This is a genomic window from Xanthomonas translucens pv. cerealis, assembly GCF_006838285.1.
GTDB classification, from domain to species: domain Bacteria; phylum Pseudomonadota; class Gammaproteobacteria; order Xanthomonadales; family Xanthomonadaceae; genus Xanthomonas_A; species Xanthomonas_A cerealis.
The window spans coordinates 688,841-715,057 of the sequence record NZ_CP038228.1 but is presented as its reverse complement, the minus strand read 5'-3'; the positions used below and the strand labels follow the sequence as shown (position 1 = coordinate 715,057).

The 26,217-nt window shown below is 66.9% G+C and carries 22 protein-coding genes and 1 riboswitch; of the genes, 12 read left to right on the top strand and 10 right to left on the bottom strand.

From position 1 onward, the window contains the following. Positions 1-5: 5 nt before the first annotated feature. From E4A48_RS03090 to metX, 3 genes are read right to left on the bottom strand one after another with little or no spacing between them, the layout of a single operon-like run. Complete coding sequence (locus E4A48_RS03090) at positions 6-1,070, bottom strand: homoserine dehydrogenase family protein (protein WP_142743088.1); 1,065 nt, start codon at positions 1,068-1,070, stop codon at positions 6-8. Positions 1,071-1,090: 20 nt separating this feature from the next. Then, positions 1,091-2,308, bottom strand: coding sequence for an O-succinylhomoserine (thiol)-lyase (locus E4A48_RS03085; RefSeq protein ID WP_039005528.1), 1,218 nt, complete (start codon positions 2,306-2,308; stop codon positions 1,091-1,093). After that, entirely contained in the window at positions 2,305-3,354 is a 1,050-nt protein-coding gene (metX, locus tag E4A48_RS03080; protein WP_039005529.1) for a homoserine O-succinyltransferase MetX, read from the bottom strand. The genes E4A48_RS03085 and metX overlap by 4 nt, the downstream gene beginning before the upstream one ends. Positions 3,355-3,423: 69 nt before the next feature. Continuing rightward, positions 3,424-3,542, bottom strand: a riboswitch (SAM riboswitch). 272 nt (positions 3,543-3,814) lie between these two features. On the opposite strand from metX, the gene E4A48_RS20875 reads away from it, so the two are divergent. From E4A48_RS20875 to E4A48_RS03060, 5 genes are all read left to right on the top strand, one after another. Next, positions 3,815-4,009: a hypothetical protein gene (locus E4A48_RS20875; RefSeq protein ID WP_058196017.1), complete on the top strand. Its 195-nt coding sequence runs from the start codon at positions 3,815-3,817 to the stop codon at positions 4,007-4,009. Positions 4,010-4,039: 30 nt separating this feature from the next. After that, the gene (locus tag E4A48_RS20870; protein WP_052234973.1) at positions 4,040-4,267 is read left to right on the top strand and encodes a hypothetical protein; all 228 of its coding nucleotides are present in this window, start codon (positions 4,040-4,042) and stop codon (positions 4,265-4,267) included. A 46-nt stretch (positions 4,268-4,313) separates the two neighbouring features. After that, entirely contained in the window at positions 4,314-5,918 is a 1,605-nt protein-coding gene (locus E4A48_RS03070) for a peptide chain release factor 3 (RefSeq protein WP_039005530.1), read from the top strand. 128 nt (positions 5,919-6,046) lie between these two features. Next, a complete protein-coding gene (gene trhA, locus E4A48_RS03065; RefSeq protein ID WP_142741880.1) occupies positions 6,047-6,691 on the top strand; it encodes a PAQR family membrane homeostasis protein TrhA in 645 nt (214 codons plus the stop codon). A 61-nt stretch (positions 6,692-6,752) separates the two neighbouring features. Further along, positions 6,753-8,732, top strand: a complete 1,980-nt coding sequence (locus E4A48_RS03060; RefSeq protein WP_039005532.1) for an AsmA family protein — start codon at positions 6,753-6,755, stop codon at positions 8,730-8,732. A gap of 82 nt (positions 8,733-8,814) precedes the next feature. Here E4A48_RS03060 and E4A48_RS03055 read toward each other — a convergent pair whose 3' ends face one another. The 3 genes from E4A48_RS03055 to mtgA all read right to left on the bottom strand — a co-directional run bounded on the left by E4A48_RS03055 (position 8,815) and on the right by mtgA (position 11,278). After that, a complete protein-coding gene (locus tag E4A48_RS03055; RefSeq protein WP_039005533.1) occupies positions 8,815-9,243 on the bottom strand; it encodes a CBS domain-containing protein in 429 nt (142 codons plus the stop codon). After that, the gene (locus E4A48_RS03050; protein WP_185910709.1) at positions 9,203-10,225 is read right to left on the bottom strand and encodes a glycosyltransferase family 2 protein; all 1,023 of its coding nucleotides are present in this window, start codon (positions 10,223-10,225) and stop codon (positions 9,203-9,205) included. Before E4A48_RS03050 ends, E4A48_RS03055 begins: the two co-directional genes overlap by 41 nt. A gap of 318 nt (positions 10,226-10,543) precedes the next feature. Continuing rightward, positions 10,544-11,278, bottom strand: a complete 735-nt coding sequence (gene mtgA / locus E4A48_RS03045; RefSeq protein ID WP_142741878.1) for a monofunctional biosynthetic peptidoglycan transglycosylase — start codon at positions 11,276-11,278, stop codon at positions 10,544-10,546. 63 nt (positions 11,279-11,341) lie between these two features. On the opposite strand from mtgA, the gene hslO reads away from it, so the two are divergent. The 5 genes from hslO to E4A48_RS03020 all read left to right on the top strand — a co-directional run bounded on the left by hslO (position 11,342) and on the right by E4A48_RS03020 (position 17,927). Further along, on the top strand, positions 11,342-12,256 hold the full coding sequence (gene hslO / locus E4A48_RS03040) for an Hsp33 family molecular chaperone HslO (protein WP_058196020.1): 915 nt from the start codon (positions 11,342-11,344) through the stop codon (positions 12,254-12,256). A 116-nt stretch (positions 12,257-12,372) separates the two neighbouring features. Then, the gene (locus tag E4A48_RS03035) at positions 12,373-13,233 is read left to right on the top strand and encodes an XOO1806 family protein (RefSeq protein ID WP_039005536.1); all 861 of its coding nucleotides are present in this window, start codon (positions 12,373-12,375) and stop codon (positions 13,231-13,233) included. A gap of 242 nt (positions 13,234-13,475) precedes the next feature. Further along, positions 13,476-16,433: a TonB-dependent receptor plug domain-containing protein gene (locus tag E4A48_RS03030; protein ID WP_058196021.1), complete on the top strand. Its 2,958-nt coding sequence runs from the start codon at positions 13,476-13,478 to the stop codon at positions 16,431-16,433. A gap of 339 nt (positions 16,434-16,772) precedes the next feature. Continuing rightward, positions 16,773-17,666 (top strand): hypothetical protein, encoded by an 894-nt coding sequence (locus E4A48_RS03025; RefSeq protein ID WP_141696256.1) that lies wholly within the window; start codon positions 16,773-16,775, stop codon positions 17,664-17,666. 54 nt (positions 17,667-17,720) lie between these two features. Beyond that, entirely contained in the window at positions 17,721-17,927 is a 207-nt protein-coding gene (locus tag E4A48_RS03020; RefSeq protein ID WP_141696255.1) for a hypothetical protein, read from the top strand. Positions 17,928-18,181: 254 nt separating this feature from the next. Here the strand turns inward: E4A48_RS03020 and E4A48_RS03015 are convergent, their stop codons facing one another. After that, complete coding sequence (locus E4A48_RS03015) at positions 18,182-18,793, bottom strand: TetR/AcrR family transcriptional regulator (protein WP_039005540.1); 612 nt, start codon at positions 18,791-18,793, stop codon at positions 18,182-18,184. Between the two features lie 139 nt (positions 18,794-18,932). Between E4A48_RS03015 and E4A48_RS03010 the strand changes: the two genes are divergently transcribed. Together E4A48_RS03010 and E4A48_RS03005 are read left to right on the top strand one after the other, a co-directional pair. Next, positions 18,933-19,853, top strand: a complete 921-nt coding sequence (locus E4A48_RS03010; protein WP_058196022.1) for an alpha/beta fold hydrolase — start codon at positions 18,933-18,935, stop codon at positions 19,851-19,853. Then, positions 19,850-22,327: an acyl-CoA dehydrogenase gene (locus E4A48_RS03005; RefSeq protein ID WP_039005542.1), complete on the top strand. Its 2,478-nt coding sequence runs from the start codon at positions 19,850-19,852 to the stop codon at positions 22,325-22,327. Before E4A48_RS03010 ends, E4A48_RS03005 begins: the two co-directional genes overlap by 4 nt. Before the next feature lie 145 nt (positions 22,328-22,472). Here E4A48_RS03005 and fni read toward each other — a convergent pair whose 3' ends face one another. Genes fni through E4A48_RS02990 form a run of 3 tightly spaced genes read right to left on the bottom strand, consistent with a single transcriptional unit; the run spans position 22,473 to position 26,075 of the window. Beyond that, complete coding sequence (gene fni, locus E4A48_RS03000) at positions 22,473-23,642, bottom strand: type 2 isopentenyl-diphosphate Delta-isomerase (protein ID WP_221887391.1); 1,170 nt, start codon at positions 23,640-23,642, stop codon at positions 22,473-22,475. Further along, positions 23,629-24,531, bottom strand: a complete 903-nt coding sequence (locus E4A48_RS02995) for a terpene synthase family protein (protein WP_142741877.1) — start codon at positions 24,529-24,531, stop codon at positions 23,629-23,631. The genes fni and E4A48_RS02995 overlap by 14 nt, the downstream gene beginning before the upstream one ends. Next, positions 24,528-26,075, bottom strand: a complete 1,548-nt coding sequence (locus E4A48_RS02990) for a hypothetical protein (protein ID WP_039008847.1) — start codon at positions 26,073-26,075, stop codon at positions 24,528-24,530. The genes E4A48_RS02995 and E4A48_RS02990 overlap by 4 nt, the downstream gene beginning before the upstream one ends. Positions 26,076-26,217 lie beyond the last annotated feature (142 nt).

The following is a 26,217-nucleotide window of genomic DNA, read 5'->3' as shown; positions in this document are numbered from 1 at the left end:
CAGCGTCAGCGCACTGCGATCCGCAGCACGTCGTCGAGCAAGGCCGCCGCGGTCACCTCGGCGCCGGCACCCGGCCCCTGGATCAGCAGCGGTTGTTGCAGATAGCGGTCGCTGTGGATGGCGACGCGGTTATCAGTGCCGGCGCCGCTGGCCAGCGGATGCGCCAGCGGCAGTTCGCGCAGTCCCACCGAGGCGCCGTGCGCATCGAAGCGGCCGACGAAACGCAGGCAGGCGCCGTTCTCACACGCCTGCGCCAGGCGCACCGCCAGTGGCGCATCCAGTGCAGAGAGTGCGGCATCCACCTCCTGCGGCGCCGCCGCGGCCAGCGCCGGCGGCAGCAGCGAATCGACCTGCACCTGCTCGGCACGCAGCGACAACCCGGCCGCGCGCGCCAGGATCAGCAGCTTGCGGCGCACGTCCTCGCCGGACAGGTCCTCGCGCGGATCCGGCTCGGTGTAGCCGGCCGCCGCCGCCTCGCGTACGCACTCGGAAAACGCGCGGCTGCCGTCGTAGCGGTGCAGCAACCAGGCCATCGAGCCGGACAGCACGCCTTCCACCGCGTGGATGTGGTCGCCGCCTGCGGCCAGCGCGCGCAGGCTGCTCAGCAACGGCAGGCCTGCACCGACCGTGGCGCTGTCGCCGTAGTGCGCGCCGGTGGCATGCCGCGCAGCATGGATCTGTTCGGCGCGCGCCAACGCCGCGCCCTGGCCGAGCTTGTTCGCGGTCACCACGTGCACCCCGCGCGCCAGCCACTGGGCATGCCGCTGCGCCACCGCCTCGCTGGCGGTGGCATCGACCACGATGTCGCCGCCGCGCAGGTCGGCGGGCTGCGGCGCGCAGCCGCCATGACCGCGCGCGGCGGCATTGGCCACGGCCAGCGCCTGCGCCGGCGCCTGCCGGCACTCCTGCAATATCCGCGAATTGGTCAGCCAGGCGAACGCCGGCAAGTCCGGGCGCCGCTGCTGCAGCACCTGGTAGCGCGCGACGAAGGCGCGGCCGACCGTGCCGGTGCCGAGCAGGCCGAGTCGCGGCAGCGCGGCATCGGCCGCCCGCACCTGCGCCGGCGCTATCGCATCGGCGACGCTGCTGCTCACGCGTCCACCCGTTTGCGCGCCACCGCCTCGCCCGCCTGCTGCGCACGCAGCAGGCCGGCCTGCAGGTCCGCGATCAAATCCTCGCTGGACTCGATGCCCACCGACAGCCGCAGCAGGCCATCGCTGATGCCGGCGTTGGCGCGCGCTTCGGCGGTCATCGCCGCATGCGTCATCGACGCCGGATGCGCGATCAGGCTCTCGACCCCGCCCAGCGACTCGGCCAGGGTGAAATAGCGCAGGCCATCGACGAAGGCGCGCACCTGCGCTTCGCCGCCGGCCAGCTCGAAGCTGATCATCGCGCCGAAACCGGTCTGCTGCCGCGCCGCCACCGCATGCCCCGGATGCGTGGCCAAACCCGGGTAATAGACCTGGTTGACCGCGGCATGCCCGTCGAGCAGCGCCACCACCGCCTGCGCATTTTCCTGGTGCACGCGCAGGCGCGCATCCAGCGTGCGCAAGCCGCGCAGGGTCAGGAACGCATCGAACGGCGAACCGGTCAGGCCCAGCGCGTTGGCCCACCACACCAGCTGCTGGTGCAGCTCGGCGGTCGCCGCGATCACCGCACCGCCGACCACATCGCTGTGGCCGTTGACGTACTTGGTGGTGGAATGGATCACCAGGTCGGCGCCGAACGCAATGGGCTTTTGCAGCGCCGGCGACAGGAAGGTGTTGTCGACCACCGCCAGCGCGCCGGCCTTGTGCGCGGCATCGATGACGAAGCGCAGGTCGGTGATGCGCAGCAGCGGATTGGACGGGGTTTCGATCAGCACCAGCTGCGGCGACTGCGCCAGCGCCTCGGCCAGCGAGCGCGGATCGGTCAGGTCGGCGGTGATCAGTTCGAAATGGCCCTTCTTGGCCAGCGCGTTGAACAGGCGCCAGCTGCCACCGTACGCATCGTGCGGCACCACCAGCTTGTCGCCCGGCTGCAGCAGCGCGTTCAGCACCAGGTTGATCGCGCCCATGCCGGTGGCGGTGATCACGCCGCCGGCGCCGCCTTCCAGCTCCGCCAACGCTTCGCCGAGCAGGTCGCGGGTCGGGTTGCCGCTGCGGGTGTAGTCGTACTGGCGCTTGTTGCCGAAACCGTCGAAGCTGAAGTTCGACGACAGTACGATCGGCGGGGTCACCGCACCGTACGCGGTGTCGCGGTCGATGCCGGCGCGCACCGCGGCGGTGGCGTCGCTACAGGGCAAATCATTGTCGTGGGCAGTGCTCATGCGGTAGCTCCGGTGGGGCGAAAGGCGGTAGCGAGGATCGCGTCGATGCGGTCGGTTTCTTTCAGGAAGGCGTCGTGGCCGTATGGCGAGCGCAGCACGCGCAGGCTGCCGCGCGTGCCCAACCCTTCGACCAGAGTGACCAGGTCGGCCAGCGGCACCAGGCGGTCGCCTTCCACCGCGACCACCACGGTGGGCACGGCGACGGCAGCCGGATCGATGCGGTGCAGGTCGATGGATTCGGACAGGCGCAGGTAGGCGTTGACCTGGGTGCGCGCCACGTACTGCGCGCCGGCGGCATCCAGGTAGTCCTCGGCGGCGACGCGGACGCGGCCGTTGATCACTTCCGGCGGCGCGTCGAAGCGCTCGCCGAATTCTTCCGGGGTGCGGTAGCTGAGCATCGCGAACTGCCGCGCCAGCGACAGCCCGTGGCTCTCGGCGCACTGCAGCTGGCCCAGCGCCACCGCGCGGCGCTGCAACGCGCGCCACGCCGCGGCATACGGATGCGCGCGGTGCGCGCCGCTGACCGCGACCAGCTTCAGCAAGCGCTGCGGATGCCGCACCGCCAGCTGCAGGCCGACCAGCGCGCCGTAGGAATAGCCGACGAAGCCGTGCAGTTGGGCGATGCCCAGCGCATCCAGCAGCGCGGCGATCGCATCGGCCTGGTCGGCGCTGTCGATCGGCGCGTCCAGGCTGCCGTCGGCGCCGACGAAATCGAACCCGAGCAGGCGCCGCTGGCCCGCATCCAGTGTCCGCCCCGGCCCGACCAGGCCTTCGGCCCAGCCTTTCTCGGGGAAGCTCGGGTTGGCGGCCAGATGGCGGTGCGCGGAAATGCCGCCGGCGACGAACACCACCGGCGCATCGGCCGGGCCGCTCAGTTCGTAGCGCAGGCGCAGCAGCTGCACGCCGGCGTGGCGCAGCGGCAGCGCCACCGCGACTTCGCCGCGCATCGCGATCACGCCATCGTCAGCCGGCGCGACGTCGGCGGCGTAGCGGTCCAGCGCTGGATGCGAATCAAGGGGGCGATGTGGCGTATTCACGAAGCTCATGGCGGTATCCGGGGAGGAACGGCCATCGAGCTTCGCGGAGCTCGCGTTCGACGTGCGAAGGCACGAATCGAACCATCTTTCGGCGGACGCGGTGGTCCCCGCAGGATTTGGCACCTACACGGTCGCTTGCGCGTCCGCTGGCTGCCCCGGCATCAAAGGGCCTGTCCCTCCGCCGGTCTCGATGGTGGCGCCACGATGCCAGCGTTTTTCGGCGCTGTCAAATCTCTTTATTCGGATGGAGCGATATAAGAAGCCACATCGCTGGCTACCGCATACTGCGCACCGCCACTGTGCTCCCCACACCGGCGCCAGGAGCCCCCATGCCTGGCCAGTGACCGGCCAGTGACCGGCCCCCACCAGTGTCCGCGACGCCGACGGTGTCGCCCACTACGGCGACCATGCCACGGATCCGCAACGCGCGGCGACGCCCGCCCCACGGCCGCAACAAGCGGCTGCTGATGTGGCGCTGGCACAGCTGCGCGTGGACGGCCAGGTCCCGCGCCAGCAGGCCTGGGCCGACAACCGCGTGGACGGTCAGGTGCAGGGGCAACTGCGCTCCCGCCGCGCCGACAACCTCGCCGCAGTTCCTGCACTGCCGCTGCGCGCGTTGCTGCCCGACCGCGGCAGCGCACTGCTGTCGCGGCTGTATCCCTGAGACCCGCGCTACCCCAGCCCATTCGAGCCGATGCTGGAGGCCGTGCCCGGCGACCCGGCCGCCAAGCCGCAGGACGTGCTGTACAGCCTGCCGTTCGAAGACGCTCCGGTGCGCGCGGACCAGGGCGTGGGCGGCCGTTTCAGCCACCAAGACGCGCACCCGTTGCGCATGGCCGGCGCGCTGGGCGAACTCAGGCTGCCGCGCAGCGAGGACGCCACGGACGCCACGCAACCCGTGCCAGGCGGCGCGGCGCTATAATCGCGCGCTTCCCTGTAGCCGTGATCGCCCAGTGGGCGCCGTTGCCATGTCCGATGTTGCCCAGGAAGCTGCGCGCCGCCGCACCTTCGCCATCATTTCCCACCCCGACGCCGGCAAGACCACGCTGACCGAGAAGCTGCTGCTGTTCGGGGGCGCGATCCAGATGGCCGGCTCGGTCAAGGGCCGCAAGGCCGCGCGCCACGCCACCTCCGACTGGATGGCGCTGGAAAAGGAGCGCGGCATCTCGGTGACTTCGTCGGTGATGCAGTTCCCGTACGAAGGCAAGATCATCAACCTGCTCGACACCCCCGGCCACGCCGACTTCGGCGAGGACACCTACCGCGTGCTCACCGCGGTGGACTCGGCGCTGATGGTGATCGACGTGGCCAAGGGCGTGGAAGAACGCACCATCAAACTGATGGAAGTGTGCCGGCTGCGCGACACGCCGATCATGACCTTCATCAACAAGCTCGACCGCGAAGGCAAGGACCCGATCGACCTGCTGGACGAAGTGGAGACCGTGCTCGGCATCCAGTGTGCGCCGGTGACCTGGCCGATCGGCATGGGCCAGCGCCTGAAGGGCGTGGTGCACCTGATCAGCGGCGAAGTGCACCTGTACGAACCCGGCCGCAACTTCACCCGCCAGGACTCGACCATCTTCCCGTCGCTGGACGCGCCCGGCCTGGCCGAACGCATCGGCGCACAGATGCTGGCCGAATTGCGCGAGGAACTGGAGCTGGTGCAGGGCGCCAGCCATCCGTTCGACCTGGACGCCTACCGGGCCGGCAAGCAGACCCCGGTGTTCTTCGGCTCCGGCGTCAACAACTTCGGCGTGCAGCCGCTGCTGGACTTCTTCGCCGAACACGCGCCGCCGCCGCAGCCGCACGCCACCACCGGCCGCGAGGTACAGGCGACCGAAGAGAAGCTGACCGGCTTCGTGTTCAAGATCCAGGCCAACATGGACCCGCAGCACCGCGACCGGGTCGCGTTCATGCGCATCTGCTCGGGCCGCTTCAGCGCCGGCATGAAGACCCTGCACGTGCGCACCGGCAAGGACACCAAACTGGCCAACGCGCTGACCTTCATGGCCAGCGACCGCGAGATCGCCGCCGAGGCCTACCCTGGCGACGTCATCGGCATCCACAACCACGGCACCATCTCCATCGGCGACACCTTCACCGAAGGCGAGGCGCTGGCGTTCACCGGCATCCCCAACTTCGCACCGGAACTGTTCCGCCGCGCGCGGCTGCGCGACCCGCTCAAGCTCAAGCAGCTGCAGAAGGGCCTGGCACAGTTATCCGAGGAAGGCGCCACCCAGTTCTTCCGCCCGCTGATGAGCAACGATCTGATCCTCGGCGCGGTCGGTGTGCTGCAGTTCGAAGTGGTCGCCTACCGGCTCAAGGACGAATACGGCGTGGACGCCAGCTTCGAGCCGGTCGGCGTGGTCACCGCGCGCTGGGTGCATTGCGACAATCCGAAAAAGCTGGAGGAATTCCGCGAGAAGAACGCGATGAACCTCGGCATCGACGGCGCCGGCGAACTGGTCTATCTGGCGCCGACCCGGGTCAACCTGCAGCTGGCGCAGGAACGCGCGCCGGACGTGCGCTTCGCCGCGACCCGCGAGCACGCGCACAGCGCCGCGCTGGACTGAGGCGCCGGTCTGCAGCGGCAAGCGCGCGGGCGTGAACCGCGCGCCACTCGCTGCGCCACAACGGATGCGAATCGCTCGCAATTGAGGTACCTTTTCGCGCCATGGAAGCAGACCCACGGCCCTCGCTCATGAATGCCGACGCGCCGCCTTCTACGGACTGGCGCGACGAACTGGCCAGCGCGCTGACCCACGGCCTGGGCGCAGTCGCCGCACTGGCCGGCAGTTCGGTCCTCATCACCCTGGCCGCGATCTACGGCGATGGCTGGCAGCTGGCCGGGGCCATCGTGTTCGGGGTCGCCTTGCTGCTGCTGTACACCGCCTCCACGCTGTATCACGCCATCCCGCATCCGGGAGTCAAGGCGCGACTGCAGGTGCTGGACCACTGCGCGATCTACGTGCTGATCGCCGGCACCTACACCCCGTTCACCCTGATCGGCCTGCGCGGCCCCTGGGGCTGGGGCCTGTTCGCGGCGATCTGGAGCATCGCCCTGGCCGGGGTGGTGTTCAAGCTGTTCTTCACCGGCCGCTTCCGCTTGCTGTCGACCATCCTCTACCTGGCCATGGGCTGGCTGATTGTGGTCGCGATCGAGCCGCTGCTGCACTCGGTCGATGTCCCCACCCTGTGCTGGCTGCTGGCCGGCGGCCTGTTCTACACGCTGGGCACCTACTTCTATCAGCGCGATACCGTGCGCTACTTCCATGCGATCTGGCACCTGTTCGTGCTCGCCGGCAGCGTCTGCCATTTCGTTGCGGTGACCGCGCAAGTGCTCTAGCGCGCCTGGCGCGACGCGCCCCTTTCGCACCCCGTGCACGCGCACCGCCTACTATGGCCGGATGGATCGCGAACCCACTTCTACACCACGTGGCCGACGCCGCTCCTGGCCCTGGCGCCGCAACGATGGCCGCCTGCGGCGCTGGCCGTTCGTGCTCGGCGCGCTGGTACTGGTTCTGTTGATCGTCATCCTGGTGTTCGACTGGAACTGGTTCAAGGGTCCCGTCGAACGTGCCGTGCAGGCCAAGACCGGCCGCGCATTCCACATCGACGGCAACCTCGACGTGGACCTCGGCCGCACCATCACCCTCTGCGGCGAGCGCCTGCGCTTCGCCAACGCGGACTGGTCGAAACAGCCGCAGATGGCCAGCGCGCAACGTGCCGAGATCGATCTCGCGTTGTGGCCGCTGCTGCGCGGCAAACTGCGCATTCCCGAGATCCGCCTGACCCAGCCGAATCTGCTGCTCGAAACCGGGCCGAACGGGCAACCCGGCAACTGGAACTTCGGCAGCAGCGATGGCGGCACCCAGGTGGTCCTGGGCCGCATGCTGGTGCAACAGGGACGGCTGCGCTTTCAGGACGTGCCTGGCCGTACCGATATCGACGTCAGCGTCGACAGCCTGACCTCGCAGCGACGCAGCGGCGACGCAGCGCCGCCGATCGCGGTCGCCGGCGATGGCCGCTGGCGCGGCAACCCGTTCACGCTCAAGGGCAACACCGCTTCGCCGCTGGAACTGAGCGAAAGCGACCATCCGTTCAAGATCGACCTGCGCGGCAGCGCCGGCAGCACCCGCGCGCACATGCGCGGCACCCTGACCAATCCGTTCCAGCTGCGCGTGTTCGACCTGCAGCTGAGCCTGGCCGGCACCGACATGCAGCACCTGTATCCGCTGCTCGGCATCGCCATGCCCTCCACCCCGCCCTATCAACTGGACGGCCGGCTCAAGCGCAAGGGCGAAATCTGGCGCTACGAGGACTTCAACGGCCGCGCCGGCGACAGCGACCTGGCCGGCACCGTGCAGATCGACAGCGCCGGACAGCGCCCGTTCCTGCACGCCGACCTGCGTTCGCGGCGCCTGGACTTCGACGACCTGGGCGGCTTCGTCGGCGCGCCGCCGCGCACCGGCGCCGGCGAGACCGCCAACGACGAACAGAAGGCGCAGGCGGCCAAACTCGCGGCCAGCGCCAAGCTGCTGCCGTCCACGCCGTACGACCTCGGCAAGCTGCGCGCGATGGACGCAGACGTCCGCTGGAAGGCGCAGCGGATCAACGCGCAAACACTGCCGCTGGACGCCATGGACGCGCACCTGAAGCTCAACGACGGCGTGCTGCTGCTGCAGCCGCTCGACTTCGGCGTGGCCGGCGGCAACATCCGCTCGGACATCCGCATGGATGCACGCAAATCCACCATCGCTACCCGCGCGCAGATCTCGGTGCGCGGCATGCAGCTGGGCAAGCTGTTCCCGGACGGGCAACTGGCCAAGGAAGCCTCCGGCGCGATCGGCGGCGAGATCGCACTGGCCGGCACCGGCAACTCGATCGCGCAGATGCTCGGCAGCGCCGACGGCAGCGTCGCCATCGGCATGGGCAAGGGCCACGTCAGCAACCTGGTCATGGAACTGGCCGGGCTGGACATCGCCGAATCGCTAAAGTTCCTGGTCACCAAGGACCGGCAGATTCCGGTGCGCTGCGCATTCGGCGATTTCGCGGTCAGGAACGGGGTGATGGACGCGCGCGCGCTGGCCTTCGACACCACTGACACGCTGCTCGTCGGCAGCGGCAACATCGACCTGGGCGACGAAAAACTGGACCTGCTGCTGAAGGCGCGCCCGAAGGACCACAGCATTTTGTCGTTGCGCTCGCCGTTGCGCGTCGCCGGCACCTTCAAGGACCCGACCTTCCGCCCCGACTTCAAGGCCCTGGGCATGCGCGGCGCAGTCGCCCTGGCGCTAGGCGCCATCGCCCCGCCGGCGGCCCTGCTGGCGACCTTCGAGACGGGGCCAGGCAAGGACGTCGATTGCGTCGGTCACCACGCGAAGTAGCCGGGACTCGGGACCGGGGACCGGGGACACGGAAAAGCAAGAGCGCGACATGGGCTTTTGATTTTCCGGGTCCCCGGTCCCATCAACTAGTGATATAGCGCTGCAACTGATCCAGTTCCCGCTGCTGCTCCTCGATCACCGCCTTGACCAGGTCACCGATCGAGATCACTCCGACCACCGCGCCGGCCTGCACCACCGGCAGATGGCGGATGCGTTGGCCGGTCATCAGTTCCATGCATTGCTGCACGCTCTGCGACGGGTCCACCGTGTATACCTTCGCGCTCATGATGTCGCGCACCGGCGTGGTCGCCGAAGAGCGGTCCTGCAGCACCACCTTGCGCGCGTAATCGCGCTCGGACAGGATCCCGGCCAGACGCCCGTCCTGCATCACCAGGACCGCGCCGATGCCCTTGTCGGCCATCAGCCGCAGCGCATCGACCACCGCCGCATCCGGCGCCACCGCATGGACCTCACCGCCCTTGTCGCACAACAACTGTCGTACCGTACGCATCGCTGCCTCCCGGTTCGCTGGATCGCACGGCCGAGGATACTCCTGCTGCCGGTGCACGCCAGGTGTCGACCAGATACAGCGGCCGCTGCTTGGATTCCTCGTACAACCGGCCCAGGTATTCGCCGATCAGGCCAAGTGCGATCAGCTGCGTGCCACCAAGGAACAGGATCACCGCCATCATCGTCGGCCAGCCGGCGACCGGATCGCCCCATAGCGCCGCCTTGACCACAATCCAGGTGCCGAACAGAAAGGCACCGAGCGCGGTCGCCAGTCCCAGATAGGTCGCCACCCGCAGCGGCGCGGTGGAAAAACCGGTGATGCCTTCCAGCGCGAAGTTCCACAACCGCCACAGGCCGTACTTGCTGCGCCCGGCCAGGCGCGGCGCACGCCGGTACGGCAACGCCAGCTGGCGGAAACCGACCCAGCCGAACAGCCCCTTCATGAAGCGATGGCGTTCGCGCAACTGCGCCAGCGCCGCCAGCGCGCGCGGCGACAACAGGCGGAAATCGCCGGTATCGGCCGGAATCGGGGTCTTCGACAGGCGCCCGATCACGCGGTAGAACAGCGACGCGGTGCCGCGCTTGAGCCAACTCTCACCGTCGCGCGCGATGCGCGTGCCGTAGATGTCGTCGTAGCCGGCGCGCCACTGCGCGACGAACTGCGCGATCAGCTCCGGCGGATCCTGGCCGTCGGCGTCCAGCAGCATCGCCGCGCCGTGCTCGACGAAATCCAGGCCCGCGGTCAGCGCCAGCTCCTTGCCGAAATTGCGCGACAGGCGCAGCGCGCCGACCCGCGGATCGGTCGCGGCCAACGCCAGGATCACTTCCCAGGTCGCGTCGCGGCTGCCGTCGTCCACATACAGCACCCGTCCCTCCAGGCCATCCACGCCATCGAGCGCGGCGAGGATGCGCGGCTGCAGCAGCGGCAGGGTCTGCGCCTCGTTGAAGGCAGTGACGACGACGGTCAGGCGCTCGGGTTCCATGTGCCGATGGTACGGAGCGGCCTGCGCGTTCACCAGCGGCAGCGCGCCACCTGACGAGAATCCGGAGTCGCTCCCTTCTCCCACCGGCAACAGCTGTTCCTTCTTCCCCTCGGGAGCATGGCCCCCTTTTTTGGGGGAAGGTGGCGCGCAGCGCCGGATGAGGGTACGGGCGAAGCCTCGCATACCCAAATCCGCGAGACGCTTCGCGCCGTACCCTCACCAAAACCCTCTTCCGATGGGAGAGGGGCTAAACGCAGCGCCTCCGCTACAAAAACGCCGCATCGCGGACAACGTCGCACGCGCAGTAGCTCAAATGTCCTACAGCGCCTGCAGATATGCCGGCCCGCCCAGCTGCCGCGTCTGCCGCTGAATCCAGTTGGCGCGGCGCTGCACGTACGGCCCCGGGCGCGTGGCGGCGTAGCGCTGCGGCGCCGGCAGCACCGCCGCCAGCAGCGCGCTCTGCGCCGGACTCAGCTGCGCCGCATCCTTGTCCCAGAAACTGCGCGCCGCCGCCTGCGCGCCGTAGACCCCGTCGCCGAACTCGGCGACGTTGGCATACACCTCCAGGATCCGCTGCTTCGACCACAGCGCCTCGATCAACACCGTGTACCAGGCCTCCAATCCCTTGCGCAGCCAGCTGCGGCCCTGCCACAGGAACAGGTTCTTGGCCACCTGCTGGCTGATTGTGCTGGCACCGCGCAGGCGTCCGCCGCGCGCATTGTGGTCGCGCGCCTTCTCGATCGCCTCCAGATCGAAACCGTGATGACTGAGAAAGCGCTGGTCCTCGGCGGCCACCAGCGAAATCGGCAGGCTCGGCGCGATCTGTGCGCTGTCGCGCCAGTCGTAGGCGACACGGAACGACCAGTCGCCCTCGCCCCAGGCGCCGAGCTGGCGCTCCAGCATCATCGCCGAGAACGGCGGATCGACGAAGCGCAGCACGATCACCTGCGAGATGCTCGCCAGCGCGAACAGCAGCGGCGCCGCCAGCAGCCAGCGCCTGCGCCGCGGCCGCGGCACGGCCGCACCACTTGCAACGCCGCGCGTCGCCCCCATTGCTATGCGTTCTTCGACTTTGTCCACCGTGATGACCCACTATCCTGCGGTCGCCATCTTCCCATGCGCAGCGAGACCGCGATGAGTTCTTTCGAACACGATCACCTGACCCGCTTCCTGCTGCCCGGCGCCGGCGTGCGCGGCGTGCACGTGCGCCTGCAATCGGCCTGGCGCGAGATTCTCGCGCCAGGCAACTATCCCGCCGCGGCCACCGAGTTGCTCGGCGAGGCCTGCGTGGCCGCAGCCCTGTTCACCGGCCACACCAAGGTCGACGGGCGCCTGTCGGTGCAGCTGCGCAGCCAGGGCGCGCTGCGCACCCTGTTCGCCGAATGCACCGCGGCCGGTACCCTGCGCGGCATCGTCCAGCTGACCGAAGGCAGCGACGCGCCGCGCGACCTGCGCGCGCTCGGCACCGACGCGCTGCTGGCGATCACCATTGAGAACCCCGGCCTGGACCCGCGCGAACCGCAGCGCTACCAGAGCCTGGTGGCGCTGTCGGCGGCCGAACTGGGCGAGGCCTTCGAAGACTATTTCCGCCAATCCGAACAGCTGCCCACGCGCCTGATCCTGGCCGCCGACGGCCACCAGGCGGCCGGCCTGTTGTTGCAGAAGCTGCCCGGCGACAGCGGCGACGAGGACGGCTGGAACCGCGCCGGTGCCTTGTTCGAAACCGTGAGCGAAGCCGAATTACTGGCCCTGCCGGCGGCGACCCTGCTGCACCGGCTATTTCACGAGGAAGCCCCGGAACTGCTGGGAACCAGGCCGCTGCGCTTCGGCTGCTCCTGCTCGCGCGAGCGGGTGGCGGCCATGCTGCGTTCGCTGGGCGAGGAAGAAGCCCGCGCCGCCGCCGAGACAACCGGCCAAGTTGAGATACGGTGCGAGTTCTGCGGCCGTCGCTATGACTTCCCCTTGACGGAATTCGGCGTATTGTTCGCTGCAACACCGGCTGAACCGACGCCTCCCGAGCGCTTGCAATAGTCGGAAATGGGGATTAGGACAGGGAGTCCGACTTGTTAAAGAAACATAAATCCTCTAGCATCATTGCCCCTGCCCGGCGGGAACTTTAGTTCCTGCCCGAGAGTCACACACCTTCGATGCGAGCCTTACTGCGCCTACCTCTTGCCCTGCTGATCGCCCTTGCGGCGAGCACGGGCGCGCACGCGCAGAGCAAGCCCGCCGGCAACCACGACCGTACCGTGCTGCCGGTGTGGAACAAGGGCAGCGGCAAGGTCGAGGCCTTGCTGTACCTGGAACCGACCGGCGAACAGGCGGTCGGCGCACGCTGGCACTTCGGCCGCAATTCGCTCGACGCCGCCTTCGGCCTGTCCTCCGGCGACTCGCTCGGCCTGCTGTGCAACAGCGCCAGCGGCAGCAGCATCAGCGGCCTGGCCAGCCATTGCATGCTTGCCAGCCTGGGCGACGACGACGGCGATGTCGGCCACCATGTCGCCGCGACCACCACCTTCAACCGTCCCGGCGGGCGCCTGTCGCTGTCGGCCGGGACCGGCCGCGAGAACATGCCGCCATGGCTGGCGGGAGCCAACAAGACCCCATCGCTGCGCATGGAGCAGAACGACCTGACCGTGTTCGCGCAGCAGAACATCGGCCGCGAAGGCTTCGTCTCGATCGGCGGCACCTATGCGCGCGCGCGTTTGGTCCCGATCGCCGACGCCTCGCAGGCGCTGGTCGACCAGTGGGACAGCAAGAGCCTGAGCATCGGCGGCGGCTACGGCTCGTTCAGCGCCAACGTGATCGGCCGCGTGGTCGACGCGCCGGGCCAGCCCGGCAAGTGGTCCGGTCTCGGCGTGGGCCTGACCTGGCGCACCCCGTGGAGCGGCCAGCTGACCGTCGGCGCCGAGAACGTGGTCACCCGAGGCAAGAATCCGTTCGCCCCGAACAACATCAGCACCGAGGAAGGCACCATTCCCTACGTGCGCTACGAACAGGATTTGTAAGTCCCTCCAGCGTCGCAATGTTCTGCCAAAAGCGCCCCTGGGCGCTTTTTTTGTGATGAATGGTCGGTGTCCCCACCTCCGATATTCACCCAATTCCATCAACTTGTTAACGCTACTTTAATTCTTCGGCAAGGCGAGATACCATCGGGTCACCCTGAAGGAATTGGCGTCGCTCTTTCGACTCCACCGGCAGGCACAACACACCATGGGTCAAACCCAGATCTCATTCGGAGAGAGAGCTAATGAATTGCAAGACCAACAAACTGCGCGACGCCGTTGTGCTCGCGCTGGTCGCGGGCGCGGGCGTCGGCATCAACACTGCCTCGGCACAGGACGCCGGCACCGGTGCGACCAATCTGGATCGCATCGAAATCACTGGCTCGCGTATCCGCTCGGTCGACGTCGAAACCGCTCAGCCGGTCTTCACGGTGTCCTCCGAGGAAATCAAGAAATCAGGCCTGGTCAGCGTCGGCGACGTGCTGCAGAACCTGACCGTTTCCGGCACCCAGACCTTCAGCAAGGCTGCCGTGCTGAGTTCCAACGCGGAACAGGGCGGCCAGTACGTCAACCTGTACAACCTGGGCGAGCAGCGCACCCTGGTCCTGGTCAACGGCAAGCGCTGGACCTCGAGCCTGGCCGGCTACACCGACATGTCGACCATCCCTGCCGCCTTGATCGACCGCATCGAAGTACTGAAGGACGGCGCCTCGGCGATCTACGGCTCCGACGCCATCGCCGGCGTAGTGAACATCATCCTGCGCAAGAACTTCGATGGCGCCGAAGTCTCGGCCCTGATCGGCCAAAACAGCCGCGGCGACGGTCAGAAGGAAGCGTATTCCTTCACCCTCGGCGCCAGCGGCGAACGCTCCTCGATCATCTTCGGCGCCAACTACACCAAGGAGGATCCGGTGTGGGCGAAGGATCGTGTCCTGACCCGCACCCAATTCGGCCCGAACCACCCGCTGGACGCGCTCAGCGCGACCGGTCCGTGGGGCCGCTTCAATGATCCGCGCGCTGCCGGGACCGCCGGCGCCGGCAACTACTTGGACGATGACGGCAATGTCGTCGGCGCGGACGCTGGCACCTGGACCCCCAACGCCTGGGTGCTGAACCACTCTGGTACCTGGAACGGTGTCGGTACCGGGTCGGACTCGCGTGATTTTAACAATTATCACGTCGGCGTCCGCACCGACGACCGCTTCAACGCAACCCAGCAGGTCATGCTGGCGCAGGAAACCGAAACCAAGTCGGTCTTCACCGCCGGCAGCTTCGAGATCAACAATTACGTCACCTTCAAGTCGACGGTCATGTACTCGGAGCGCAACTCCGAGCGCCAGGTCGCCGGCTATCCGCTGAACGGCGCGTCGCAGCCGACGTATCCCGTGGCCATCAGCGGCCAGAGTTACTACAACCCGGTCGGCGAAGACATTACCTCCTGGTTCCGCCGCACCACCGAGATCCCGCGCGTTTCGCAGAACAACGTGAAGAGCTACCACTTCGACGCCGCGTTGGAAGGCGCGTTCGAAGTCGGTACGCATGGCTGGAACTGGGACGCAGGCATCAACTACAACAAGTTCGACGTGACTCAAATCAGCACCGGCAATATCAACTTGCTGGCGTTGGAGAAGGCGCTCGGACCGTCGTTCCTGAACAGCCAGGGCGTCGTCCAGTGCGGCACTGCCGCCAATCCGATCCCGCTGGGCACCAGCCTGTCGGCTGGTCAGTGCACGCCGTTCAACATCCTGGGCGGTCCGTCGGCCTCCACCGCCGACGCGCTGAAGTATGTCAACACCCTCAGCCAGGCCACCCAACAGAGCGTGAGCAAGCAGTACTTCGCCAACATCACCGGCGGCCTGTTCGACATGCCGGGCGACGCGGGCGAATTCGCCTTTGCGGCCGGTGTCGAGCACCGTGAAGTCTCCGGCTACGACTACCCGGACCAACTGTCCAGCGCCGGTTACACCACCGACCTGGCCGCTGGCGCGACGACGGGCAAGTACAAGACCGACGAACTGTATCTGGAGCTGATGATCCCATTGCTGAAGGATCTGCCGTTCGCCAAGCAACTGTCGTTCGATGTCGCCAGCCGCTATTCCGACTACGATCGGTTCGGCGACACCACCAACAGTAAATTCAGCCTGACCTGGAAGCCGGTTGAGGACCTGTTGGTCCGTGCCACCTACGGTAAGGGGTTCCGCGCCCCGACCCTGGACGACACCTTCGGCGGCGGCTCGCAGTCCTTCGACCCCATGACCGATCCGTGCGATGCGCGCTTCGGCCTGCTGTCCACTCCCGCCGTCGCGGCCCGTTGCGTCAGCGAAGGCCTCGCACCGACCTTCCGTCAGACCGACAACGCCGGCGTGCCGGTGACCGCGCGCGAAGTCCAGAGCAACTCACCGTTCCAGGCGGGCGTCGGCAACGCCAATCTGGAACCGGAATACAGCAAGACCCGCACTGTCGGCCTGGTGTTCAGCCCGCGCTGGATTCAGGGCCTGGACTTCTCGCTCGACTGGTACAAGATCAGCATCTCCAATGTCATCACCGCGGTCAGTGCGACCTATGTGTTGAACCAGTGCTACAACGGCGTGACCTCGTTCTGCAACTACACCCGTGACGCGAGCAGCGGTCAGGTCGTGACTCTGAGCCGCGGCAACACCAACCTGGGGGCGCTGGAAACCGAAGGCTACAACTTCGTCATGAACTACCGCCTGCCGGAATTCGCGGTTGGTCAGTTCTCGCTTCGCCTGGACAGCAACTATCTGGTTGCGTTCCGCAGTCAGAGCGACGACACCTCCCCGTGGGACGACGCCGCAGGTTACTGGAACTACCCACGCGTGCGCGCCACAGTGGGCGTCAACTGGGCCAAGGGCGACTTGTCGGCCAACTGGAACCTTCGCTATTACGGCGGCTATCGCGACTTCTGCTATAACGCGGACGAGTGCAACGAACCGAACTACCAGACCACCAATGCCGGCTGGGGCGGCGGCGTAGGTGCCAACAAGAAGGGCTCGATCAGCTACCAGGACGTCTCGGTCAGCTGGGCAGCGCCTTGGAACGGGTCGGTTACCCTGGGTGCTCGCAACGTTTGGAACAAGCAGCCGCCGATCACCAACTCGCTGACCAACAACAGCTCGTCGTCGATCGATCCGATGCTGGACTACGACCGCTACCTGTTCATGCAGTACACCCAGAAGTTCTGATCGCTGTTGATCGCGATCTGATCGTCTAAAGCAACGGCCCCGCAAGGGGCCGTTGCTTTTTTATGGTCCAAGGCCTGTAGTGGGTCAGGGTGTAACTAGTCGATTTCCTTTCTCGCCGCCACCCGCTGGGGCTGCGGGACTGAATGCCGACAGGTCAGCCACTGGCCACCCTGACATTGGTCAAAGAAATCTGATGCGGCACAGGGGCTTTCACCCATTGGCCGACCCTACACCTGCCGTGGTCATAATCGACAATTGTGGCAACGCGCAATCCCAACAATGTGATGCGCTTGACGCAGACCACCTGGATAAACGGCCAAAAATATGAAGGCAAGAACGTTGTTGATCTCAGTTGTTGGCGGCGTTGTTGTCGCCGTCGGGGTGTACTTAGCGAATCAGCACTTTGCGAGCCCGTCACTCACAGTGCCTAAGCAGTCCTCTGAACCTCTCCCCAGCGCAGGACGGGGTAACGGCGCCCGATCGGAACGCGCTGTTGTCAATCAAGATCAAATCCTGGCTCCGGCCTTCGACTCCAACAAGGCGTTGGAGAAATTCATTTCGCTCAAGGATCGCGCCGCAAAAGGCGATGCAGCCTCGCAGCGAGAGCTGGCGGAGCTGTACGGCCTCTGCATTCCGGTCAACACGAATGCCGAGCGTTATTTGGCGAGTTACGAAGCAATTGCCAAGCAAGCGAAGACGCCAGCCAATGCCGAAGGATTACGCCGCGCAGCAAAGGCTGCTGTAAACGAATGCTCGGTCGTTGATAATGGGGCAATCATCCCGATTGAGGCGCGCGAGTTATGGCTCGCGCAAGCCGCCAAGAATGGTGACTTGGCCGCACAAGCGCAGATTTATCTGACTTCAAACCAAAGGCCGCAGGGTGAGCAATTGAAAGGCTTCATGGATCACGTTGTTAATAGCAGGGATCCGAACGCCGTCTTCGAGATGGGGCAACTGGTGGCTGGTAACGTGGATTCCGGTGATGTCGGGGCCTACACCAATGTGGCAAACGACAAGCTTTCTGGCTATGCCTGGAGCATCGCAGCCTGCAGGATGGGGTTGGCGTGCGGGACAGGCTCGGAGATCATGAACTCCGCATGCTTGAACACGTCTGGTTGCTCTAGCACAGATTTTGAATCGTTCGTACGGGATAATCTCGTCAGTGCAGGCGATGCAGCCTTGCTAAATAGCAAGGTCCAGGAGGTAAGCGCGTTCCTACCAACCAAAAAGTGAGGCTCTATGGAAAGGAAGTCTTTGACGAATAAGCGGTTCAGCCTATTCGCCGCAATGGCGCTGTCTTTCGCGGCGATTGCTGGGACGATCAGCATCAACGCCGGCACAGCGCCGTATAACACGGTCGCCGCAGCACAGGGTATTTCGGCCGATGACATGGGAGAGCTTCGAATCGCTGCCTTGACAGCACTAGTCGGAATGTATCGCACGGTGAACGGCACGGGTTCCGTGGGTATCGGCGATCAGGTCAGCGTAACCTAATCGGATGGATCGAAAGAAAAGGGTTCCGTAGTCTGCAACGTCGGCACCGTGTGTGTCACGCCTATCCCCGGCACGCAGCAGGGTGCAGTCACTCGGTGAGACTAGGAAGCTGGCGAGCCTGGATGAGGCCCGCTCAATCCGTCTGCTGCCTTGCCAAGGCTAAAGAAAGTCCGGTGTAAGCCGTTTTGAAAAATTCGATGTGAGTTCGTCAATGCATAAGTAAATGCTATGGACATTCCGAGCTACGCGGTGAATCAACCCGGGATCAACGTCACGATGACATGCTCGACATAGGCCTCGAATTCCTCACGCGCCTGCTTGGGCTGGTGCAACTGCAGCGACAGCTGCAGGAAGCCGACGTAGGCCGCGTAAGCCAGCCGGGCGCGGTGCTGGGCATCGGTGCGGCTGAGTCCGGCCTGGCGGAACGAGGCGATCAGGTACTCCATGCGCCGCTGCGACACCCGGTCGATGACCGGGCGCACCGCCTGATGGTCCAGCGCCTTCAGCAACTCGCTGTAGATGATGTGCGGCTTGACCTCGTGCGCGACCAGCTGGAACAGCGCGCGCAAGCGGGTGCGCGGATCCGGCACTTCCTCCAGGCTGCCGAACACCTGTTGCTGTTCGACCAGTTCCCAGCGCTCCAGCGCCGCCTGCAGCAGCGCATCGCGCGACGGGAAGTGCCAGTAGAAGCTGCCCTTGGTCACGCCCAGGCGCCGCGCCAACGGTTCCACCGCCACCGAGTTGACCCCCTGTTCGGCGATCAGGTCCAGCGCGGCCTGCGCCCAATCCTCTGCGCTGAGTCGGTTGTTGCGGCCACCGCTGGGAGCGGCGACATCGTCGATGGAAGACAAGGAGACATTGTTCATCCGTCGATTTAACCATACGGCGAAGCCGATTGCAGTATGTGTTCTTCATGAATCGCACGCAAATGCCCGGCAGCATTGGCTTTTCGCTTCCATACTGCATCGTATTGACATCACTGACGGCTGCTCCATACTAGCTCGTATGGTTTCCTCTCCTTCCAGTATGCCGATTGCGGCCTCCGCCCTGCTTGCCGGCGCGGACGACATGCAGCTGGCCGCGACCGTCACCGAGCCCGGCGCTGCGGGCAGCGTGCTGTTCGCGCATGGCTTCGGGCAGACCCGGCATGCCTGGATGGCCAGCGCCGCAGCGTTGCAGGCGCACGGCTACCGCAGCGTCGCCTACGACGCGCGTGGGCATGGCGATTCCACCCGCAATCCCGCCGCCCTGCCTTACCGCGGCGAACAGTTCACCGACGACCTGATCGTGGTCGCCGGCGAGATGGCGCCGGCACCGGTATTGGTGGCCGCCTCGATGGGCGGGCTGTTCGGGCTGATGGCCGAGGCGCGCTGGCCCGGCCTGTTCCGCGCGATGGTGCTGGTCGACATCACCCCGCGCTGGCAGCCGGCCGGGGTCGAGCGCATCCTTGCGTTCATGACCGCGCATCCGCACGGCTTCGCCAGCCTGGACGACGCCGGCGATACCATCGCCGCCTATCTGCCGGAACGCGCGCGCAAGTCGCCCGAAGCGCTGCGCAGCGTCCTGCGCCGGCACGCCGACGGCCGCTGGTACTGGCACTGGGATCCGCGCCTGGTGGAAGAACTGGCGCGCGACGGCGAGCAGCACCAGGACGCGATCGCGCAGGCGGCCAGCAAGGTGCACTGCCCGGTGTTGCTGGTCAGCGGCGGGCGCAGCGATCTGGTCACCCCGCAGACCATCGCAGAATTCCTGTCGTTGGTGCCGCATGCGCAGCATGCACACCTGCCCGAGGCCACGCATATGCTGGCCGGCGACGACAACACCGCGTTTACCGCCACTGTGTTGCATTATCTGGACGTACTGCCACCGGCGAACGCCGGCGCACCGTCCGCCGTTACCGAGCATGTCCCCGGAGCAAGCCCATGAGCATCGTCGCACCCTTCCTCGTGTTGTTGCTGGCAGGCGCCTTCGCCGCCTATCACCGCATGCGGCTCGCCGTCTGGACCGCACTGAGCGCCACGCTGCTGGTCGCGTGCTGGCTGCTCGGCGCCAGCCATAGCGCCACCATCGTGGCCGCGGTGCTGCTGGCCCTGGTCGCAGTGCCGCTGCTGCTGCCGTTCGTGCGCAAGCCGCTGCTCACCGCGCCAATGCTGAAGGTGTTCCGCAAGGTGCTGCCGCCGCTGTCGCAGACCGAGCGGATCGCGCTGGAAACCGGTTCGGTCGGCTTCGAGGGCGAACTGTTCACCGGCGACCCGGACTGGCAGAAGCTGCTCGACTACCCGAAGCCGCAGCTGACCACCGAGGAGCAGGCCTTCCTCGACGGCCCGGTGGAAGAGCTGTGCCGGATGACCAACGACTGGGAAATCACCCACGTCCACGCCGACCTGCCGCCGGAGCTGTGGAGCTTCGTCAAGAAGCACAAGTTCTTCGGCATGATCATTCCGAAGGAGTACGGCGGCCTGGGCTTCTCCGCGCTGGCCCACCACAAGGTGATCCAGAAGATCGCCTCGGTATCGAGCGTGGTCAGCTCCACCGTCGGCGTGCCGAACTCGTTGGGTCCGGGCGAACTGCTGCTGCATTACGGCTCCAAGGAACAGAAGGACTATTACCTGCCGCGCCTGGCGGTGGGCCAGGAAGTACCGTGCTTCGGCCTGACCGGCCCGTTCGCTGGCTCCGATGCGACCTCGATCCCCGACTACGGCATCGTCTGCAAGGGCGAGTGGAACGGCGCCAACGTGCTCGGCGTCAAGCTGACCTTCGACAAGCGCTACATCACCCTGGCGCCGGTGGCCACGCTGGTCGGCCTGGCGTTCCGCATGTACGACCCGGACGGCCTGATCGGCGACACCAAGGACATCGGCATCACCCTGGCGCTGCTGCCGCGCGAAACGCCCGGCGTTGAAATCGGCCGCCGCCACTTCCCGCTGAACTCGCCGTTCCAGAACGGCCCGATCCACGGCCGCGAGGTGTTCATCCCGCTCAGCCAGCTGATCGGCGGCGTGGACATGGTCGGCAAGGGCTGGAACATGCTCAACGAGTGCCTGGCCGTGGGCCGCTCGATCACCCTGCCCTCCACTGCCAGCGGCGGTGCCAAGTACGGCGCGATCGTCACCGGCGCCTACGCGCGCATCCGCAAGCAGTTCGGCTTGTCGGTGGGCCGCTTCGAGGGCGTGGAAGAGGCGCTGGCGCGGATCGGCGGCAAGGCCTATGCGATCAGCGCACTGGCCCAGGCCACCGCCGCGGCGGTGGACCGTGGCGACGTGCCGTCGGTGCCGTCGGCGATCGCCAAGTACCACTGCACCACGATGAGCCGCGAAGTCATCAGCGACGTGATGGACGTGGTCGGCGGCAAGGGCATCATCCTCGGCCCGCGCAATTTCGCCGGCCGCAGCTGGCAGGCGGCGCCGATCGCGATCACCGTGGAAGGCGCCAACATCATGACCCGCAGTCTGCTGATCTTCGGCCAGGGCGCGATCCTGTGCCATCCGTGGGTGATGAAGGAAATGAAGGCCGCCGCCAATCCGGACCACAAGGCCGGCGTCGACGCGTTCGACCGCAACCTGTTCGGCCATATCGGCTTCGCCATCTCCAACGCGGTGCGCTCGCTGTGGTTCGGCCTGACCGCCGCACGCATCGGCGCCGCCCCCGGCGACGCCTATACCCGCCGCTTCTTCCGCAAGCTGGACCGCTACTCGGCGAACCTGGCGCTGATGGCCGACGTGTCGATGCTGATGCTCGGCGGCAAGCTGAAGTTCAAGGAATCGCTGTCCGGCCGCCTGGGCGACGTGCTGAGCCATATCTACATGACCAGCGCGATGCTCAAGCGCTACCACGACGAGGGCGCGCCGGCGACCGACCAGCCGCTGCTGGCCTGGGCGTTCCACGACAGCGTGCACAAGATCGAGCTGGCGCTGTCGGCGGCACTGCGCAACTTCCCGATCCGCCCGGTAGGCTGGCTGATGTGGGCGCTGATCTTTCCGTGGGGCCGCCGCGCCGAAGCCCCGGGCGACCGCCTGGGCCACCGCGTCGCTGCGCTGCTGATGACCCCGAACGAAGCCCGCGACCGCCTCGGCCATGACGTGTTCCTGACACCGTGCGAGAACAATCCGGGCGGCCGCATCGCCAGCTACCTGACCAAGGCAGTGCTGGCCGAGCCGGTCGAGCGCAAGTTCCTGAAAGCGCTCAAGAGCAAGGGCATCGAGGCGCTGGACTTTGCGGCGCAGCTGGACGAGGCGGTGCGCGAAGGCGTGCTCTCGGCCGACGAGCGCCGCCAGCTGGAAGAATTGCGCGAGATCACCATGGACACGATCAGCGTGGACGATTTCGATGCCGACGAACTGCGTTCGGCCAGCTATTACCACCGTGCAGCAGGCGACGACCAATCGCGCGCAGCGGCCTGATCGCAGCGGCGAGACGCCCTGCGCCGGCAGACACGCGTCTGCCTGCCGGCGCAGAGGACGACAGCTGCGCACTGCCACGTTGCTTGCACCGCTCTGCGGCGCCTCGCGAGTCCGGCCGCCGCCACCAGCGCAGCCGACGCGGGCATCAGCCGGCGGGCGGATACGACGCAGGCAACAGACGCGCCTGACGCAACGCGGCCAGATCTGCCGAGCCCGTACAGAAACACGCAACCGCCAACTGGCGTATCACGATCTCGAAATGCGCGACGACCGCCTCGGTGGATAGCGCCGCGGCACTCAGCACGCCGGCCGCCTGCCCGGCGATGTCCGCCCCCAGGCGGATGGCCTTGGCCACATCGACACCGTCGCGGATCCCGCCCGAGGCGATCAACGTCACCGCCGGCAACGCTTTACGTACTGCCTGCACGCTAAGCGGGGTCGGGATGCCCCAATCTGCGAACGCCATCGCCACCGCACGGTCGGCGGGATCGCTGGCGCGCGCGCCTTCCACTGCGGCCCAACTGGTGCCGCCGGCTCCGGCGACATCGATCGCCGCCACGCCCACATTGACCAGCGCGCAAGCCACCGATGCCGACAGTCCAGAGCCTACTTCCTTGACCACGATCGGCACTCCGACGGTGCGCACGGCGCGTGCAATCTGAGCCAGGATCCCGCTCCAATCGCGGTCGCCCTCCGGCTGCACCGCTTCCTGCAATGGATTGAGATGGACGATCAGCGCATCGGCCTCCAGCGCCTCCACTGCGCGACGCGCCAGGTCCAGACCGTCGGCTTCCCGCAGTTGCGCGGCGCCGAGATTGGCCAACAAGGGAACGTCCGGCGCGAGGCGCCGCAGCGCGCGCGTCAGCCCTTGCGAGTTCCCGGATCGCAAGCTCACCCGCTGCGAACCGACGCACATGGCGATCCCCAGCGCCTGCGCCGCCTCGCTCAGATGCCGATTGATGGCTTCCGCACGCAACGCGCCGCCGGTCATGGAACTGATCAGCAACGGCGCCCGCACCCCCTTTCCTAACAGCGAGGCGCGCAGATCGATCTGCGCCAGATCCAACTCGGGCAATGCGCAGTGTTCGAAACGGATACGGTCCCAGCCGGCCGCGGCCGCGGCGGTGACCGATGTCGCGCGTCGATCCAGCACGATATCCAGATGATCGTCCTTGCGCCGGCTCAGACCGCAATCGCTCATGCTCGCGTCCTTCGCGTCCTTCGCGTCCTTCGCGTCCTTCGCGCCGTCGCACGATCGCGTGGCATCGCCTTGGATCGCATGCGCCGCCGCATCCGCACGTTCACGCCGGCGCATGGCGATCTCCCTCGACATCCTCGCTGCGATAGCGGCCGGTCGAGGTGTGATAATACTGGGCGCGGATAACCACCATGGTTTCGAACAATCGTCCCCATGGCTCGGGAAGGCACGCTTCGGCCATCACCCGCTGCAGCATGCGCACGTGACCGGCCAACTCCTCGTCGAGGAACGCCGCCACGGGCATGGCCGGATAGCGGCGCTGCAGCAACAGCGCAACATTATCGGACTCGCCCACCGACCTGTCCTTGTCGCGCCCATGCAGATCGTTCTGCAGGCGCCCTATCGCCGAGATGAGCCACAGCGCATGGCGAAACGCCGGCTGCTCGCGGCACCTGGCCATGTCCAGCCCCCACAGCAGCGACAGGCAACAGAAGACGTTCGCGTAGGCGATGGAATCGACCCCATTGTGCAAATACTCCGCATACGACCAGGATTCCGCCGCTGGCGCCCGCGCGCTTCCGGCGCGCAGCGCCGCGCAATAGCGTCGGGTATCGGCAAGCAGCTGCGCATAGTCGCTGCGATCGTAGGCGAGCGCGGCCAGCGAGGTGCGCAGCGCAGCGCAAGCGTCGAACCCGGGGACCGCGCACGGCACGCCGTGCCCCAGCGCATGTTCCACCGCGGCGAGCTGCGCGGAAGTGATCAGCCCCAGATCGTTGCAGTCGTCCAGCCAGAACAGCAGCGCCATTTCGCGATAGAACGCCACGGCCAGCGTTTCGTCCTGCGGATTGCGGCCGGTGCGGGCGGCATTCTCGTGCAACCCGTGCTGGATGCGTTGCAGGATGTACTGTCCGCCCCTGACCGCCTCCTCGGCATGCTCGGTGGCAAACCCGGTCAGCGACTGTCCCCAGGCCATCACCCGCTCCACTGCGCGCTCGGCCTGGATCATGGCGTCGCCTCCGCTGCGTGCGCCGGACTGCGGCTGCCCCAACGATGCGCCAGCCATAGACCGGCGAGCTCGGCAACGCGCACCACCCGCAGCGGGCAATACAGTTCCTTGCCGATCCAGAGCGGGATCTGGGTCGGCGCACCCGGCGCGTAGCGGGCGAGCATGTAGTCCAGCGCACGCGCCACGGCCTGCGCGATGCGCCGGCGCCCCTGCGGCTCCTCGCGCTCGTCCATGGCGTGCAAGGCGAACACCGCGTAGGCGGTTTCCTCGAGCGTGGACCCACGGCCGGCGCCCCAACCGCCGTCGCCACGCTGCGCCTGGAGCAGTCCGGCCAGCGCACGCTCGTCCCGCCATTGCGGCTGCGCCTGCGATAGCGCTGCGAGCGCATGCGCGGTCGGATACAGCCACGACACGTGCCATTTCTCGTTGTCCCAGAGACCGTGCCGGTTACGCTGGGCCTGGACGTAGGCGCTGGCGCCGTCGGCGGGCAGTCCCAGCAATCGCAGCGCATGCAGCACATGGATGTTGGTGGACACGGAGGGATTACGTTCGCCGGGAAAGGTGACGAACAGATCGCCGCTTTCAAACTGGCGCAAGGCGTCGGCGGTCGGATTGCGGCCTGCCAGGTGCAGAACGCACACCGCCACGGCGGTGTCGTCCGCATCGGCTGCGAAGTGCAAGGCCGGCCCCAGACCGCGCACGCCCATACGCGCATCGATCTGCGCGACGAGTGGGTGCACCGCATCGAGCAGCGCGGGATGCGCGAACAACTCGGCCAGATGCAGCGTGTACAGCGACCAGCACGGCTCGAATACATCGATCGGCCAGACGTTGGGAACGACGCCGTCGATGGCGCTGCGGGTCGCCCGCGCAGCCGCCTGCAGATACGCGCCGGCGCTGCCGACCTGCGGCGTGACGCCCTGCGACAGCGCCTGCGCATGCCAGGCGGCGGTGGCCGCCGGACTGATGCCGATACTACCGTCGGCGTCCGGTCGCGCCGTCGCTGGCGACGTACCCCACGCTTCCCAGGAATGCAACAACGGATGCCCGCCCGGCAAGGTCGCCGCTCCCAGCTTGGCGAGGCGCGCCTGCCGCAGCGGCAACAGCGCCGCGTGACGTGGATGCGCCAGGCCGTCCAGCAGCGGAGCGGCCTCGCTACACAACTGTGGCAGGATCAGCTCCGCCGCGATGGGTGCGTCCTGCGGCACCGCATGCGCATAGGGATCGGGCGCGGTCGCAAGGAATCGCTTCGCAGCCCTTATCGCACCGGCAGCGCCCGGAAGCTGCTCGACGCGCTGCAGCGCCAACAGTGACGCCCATGTGGGTGCATGCCGGAACAAGGGGAAGTCCATGCTTCCCCACCCGCCATCCGCCTGTTGCTGTGCGACCAGCCACCTGTAAGCGTCTTGCCGATCGGTGCAATCGCCGTGGAACTGGAGGGAGCGTGCCGTGTCGTAGCAGGAGGGCCCGACGCTGCCGCCATCGCGCATCTCGCGCAGGAATTGTCGTAATTCACGGAGAATCTGCTCGGACAGCGAGTTCACGCGGGATTCCTTCTGCGAATGGGAAACGAGAAACTGCATATGGTCAATGCCGCGCACGTGGCAATACGCCCGTCGCGGCTTGCCGTGCGCCTGCGCGCTCAGCCGCGGCGGCGCGCAACGCGGTGCCGGCAGCGTTTCCGCG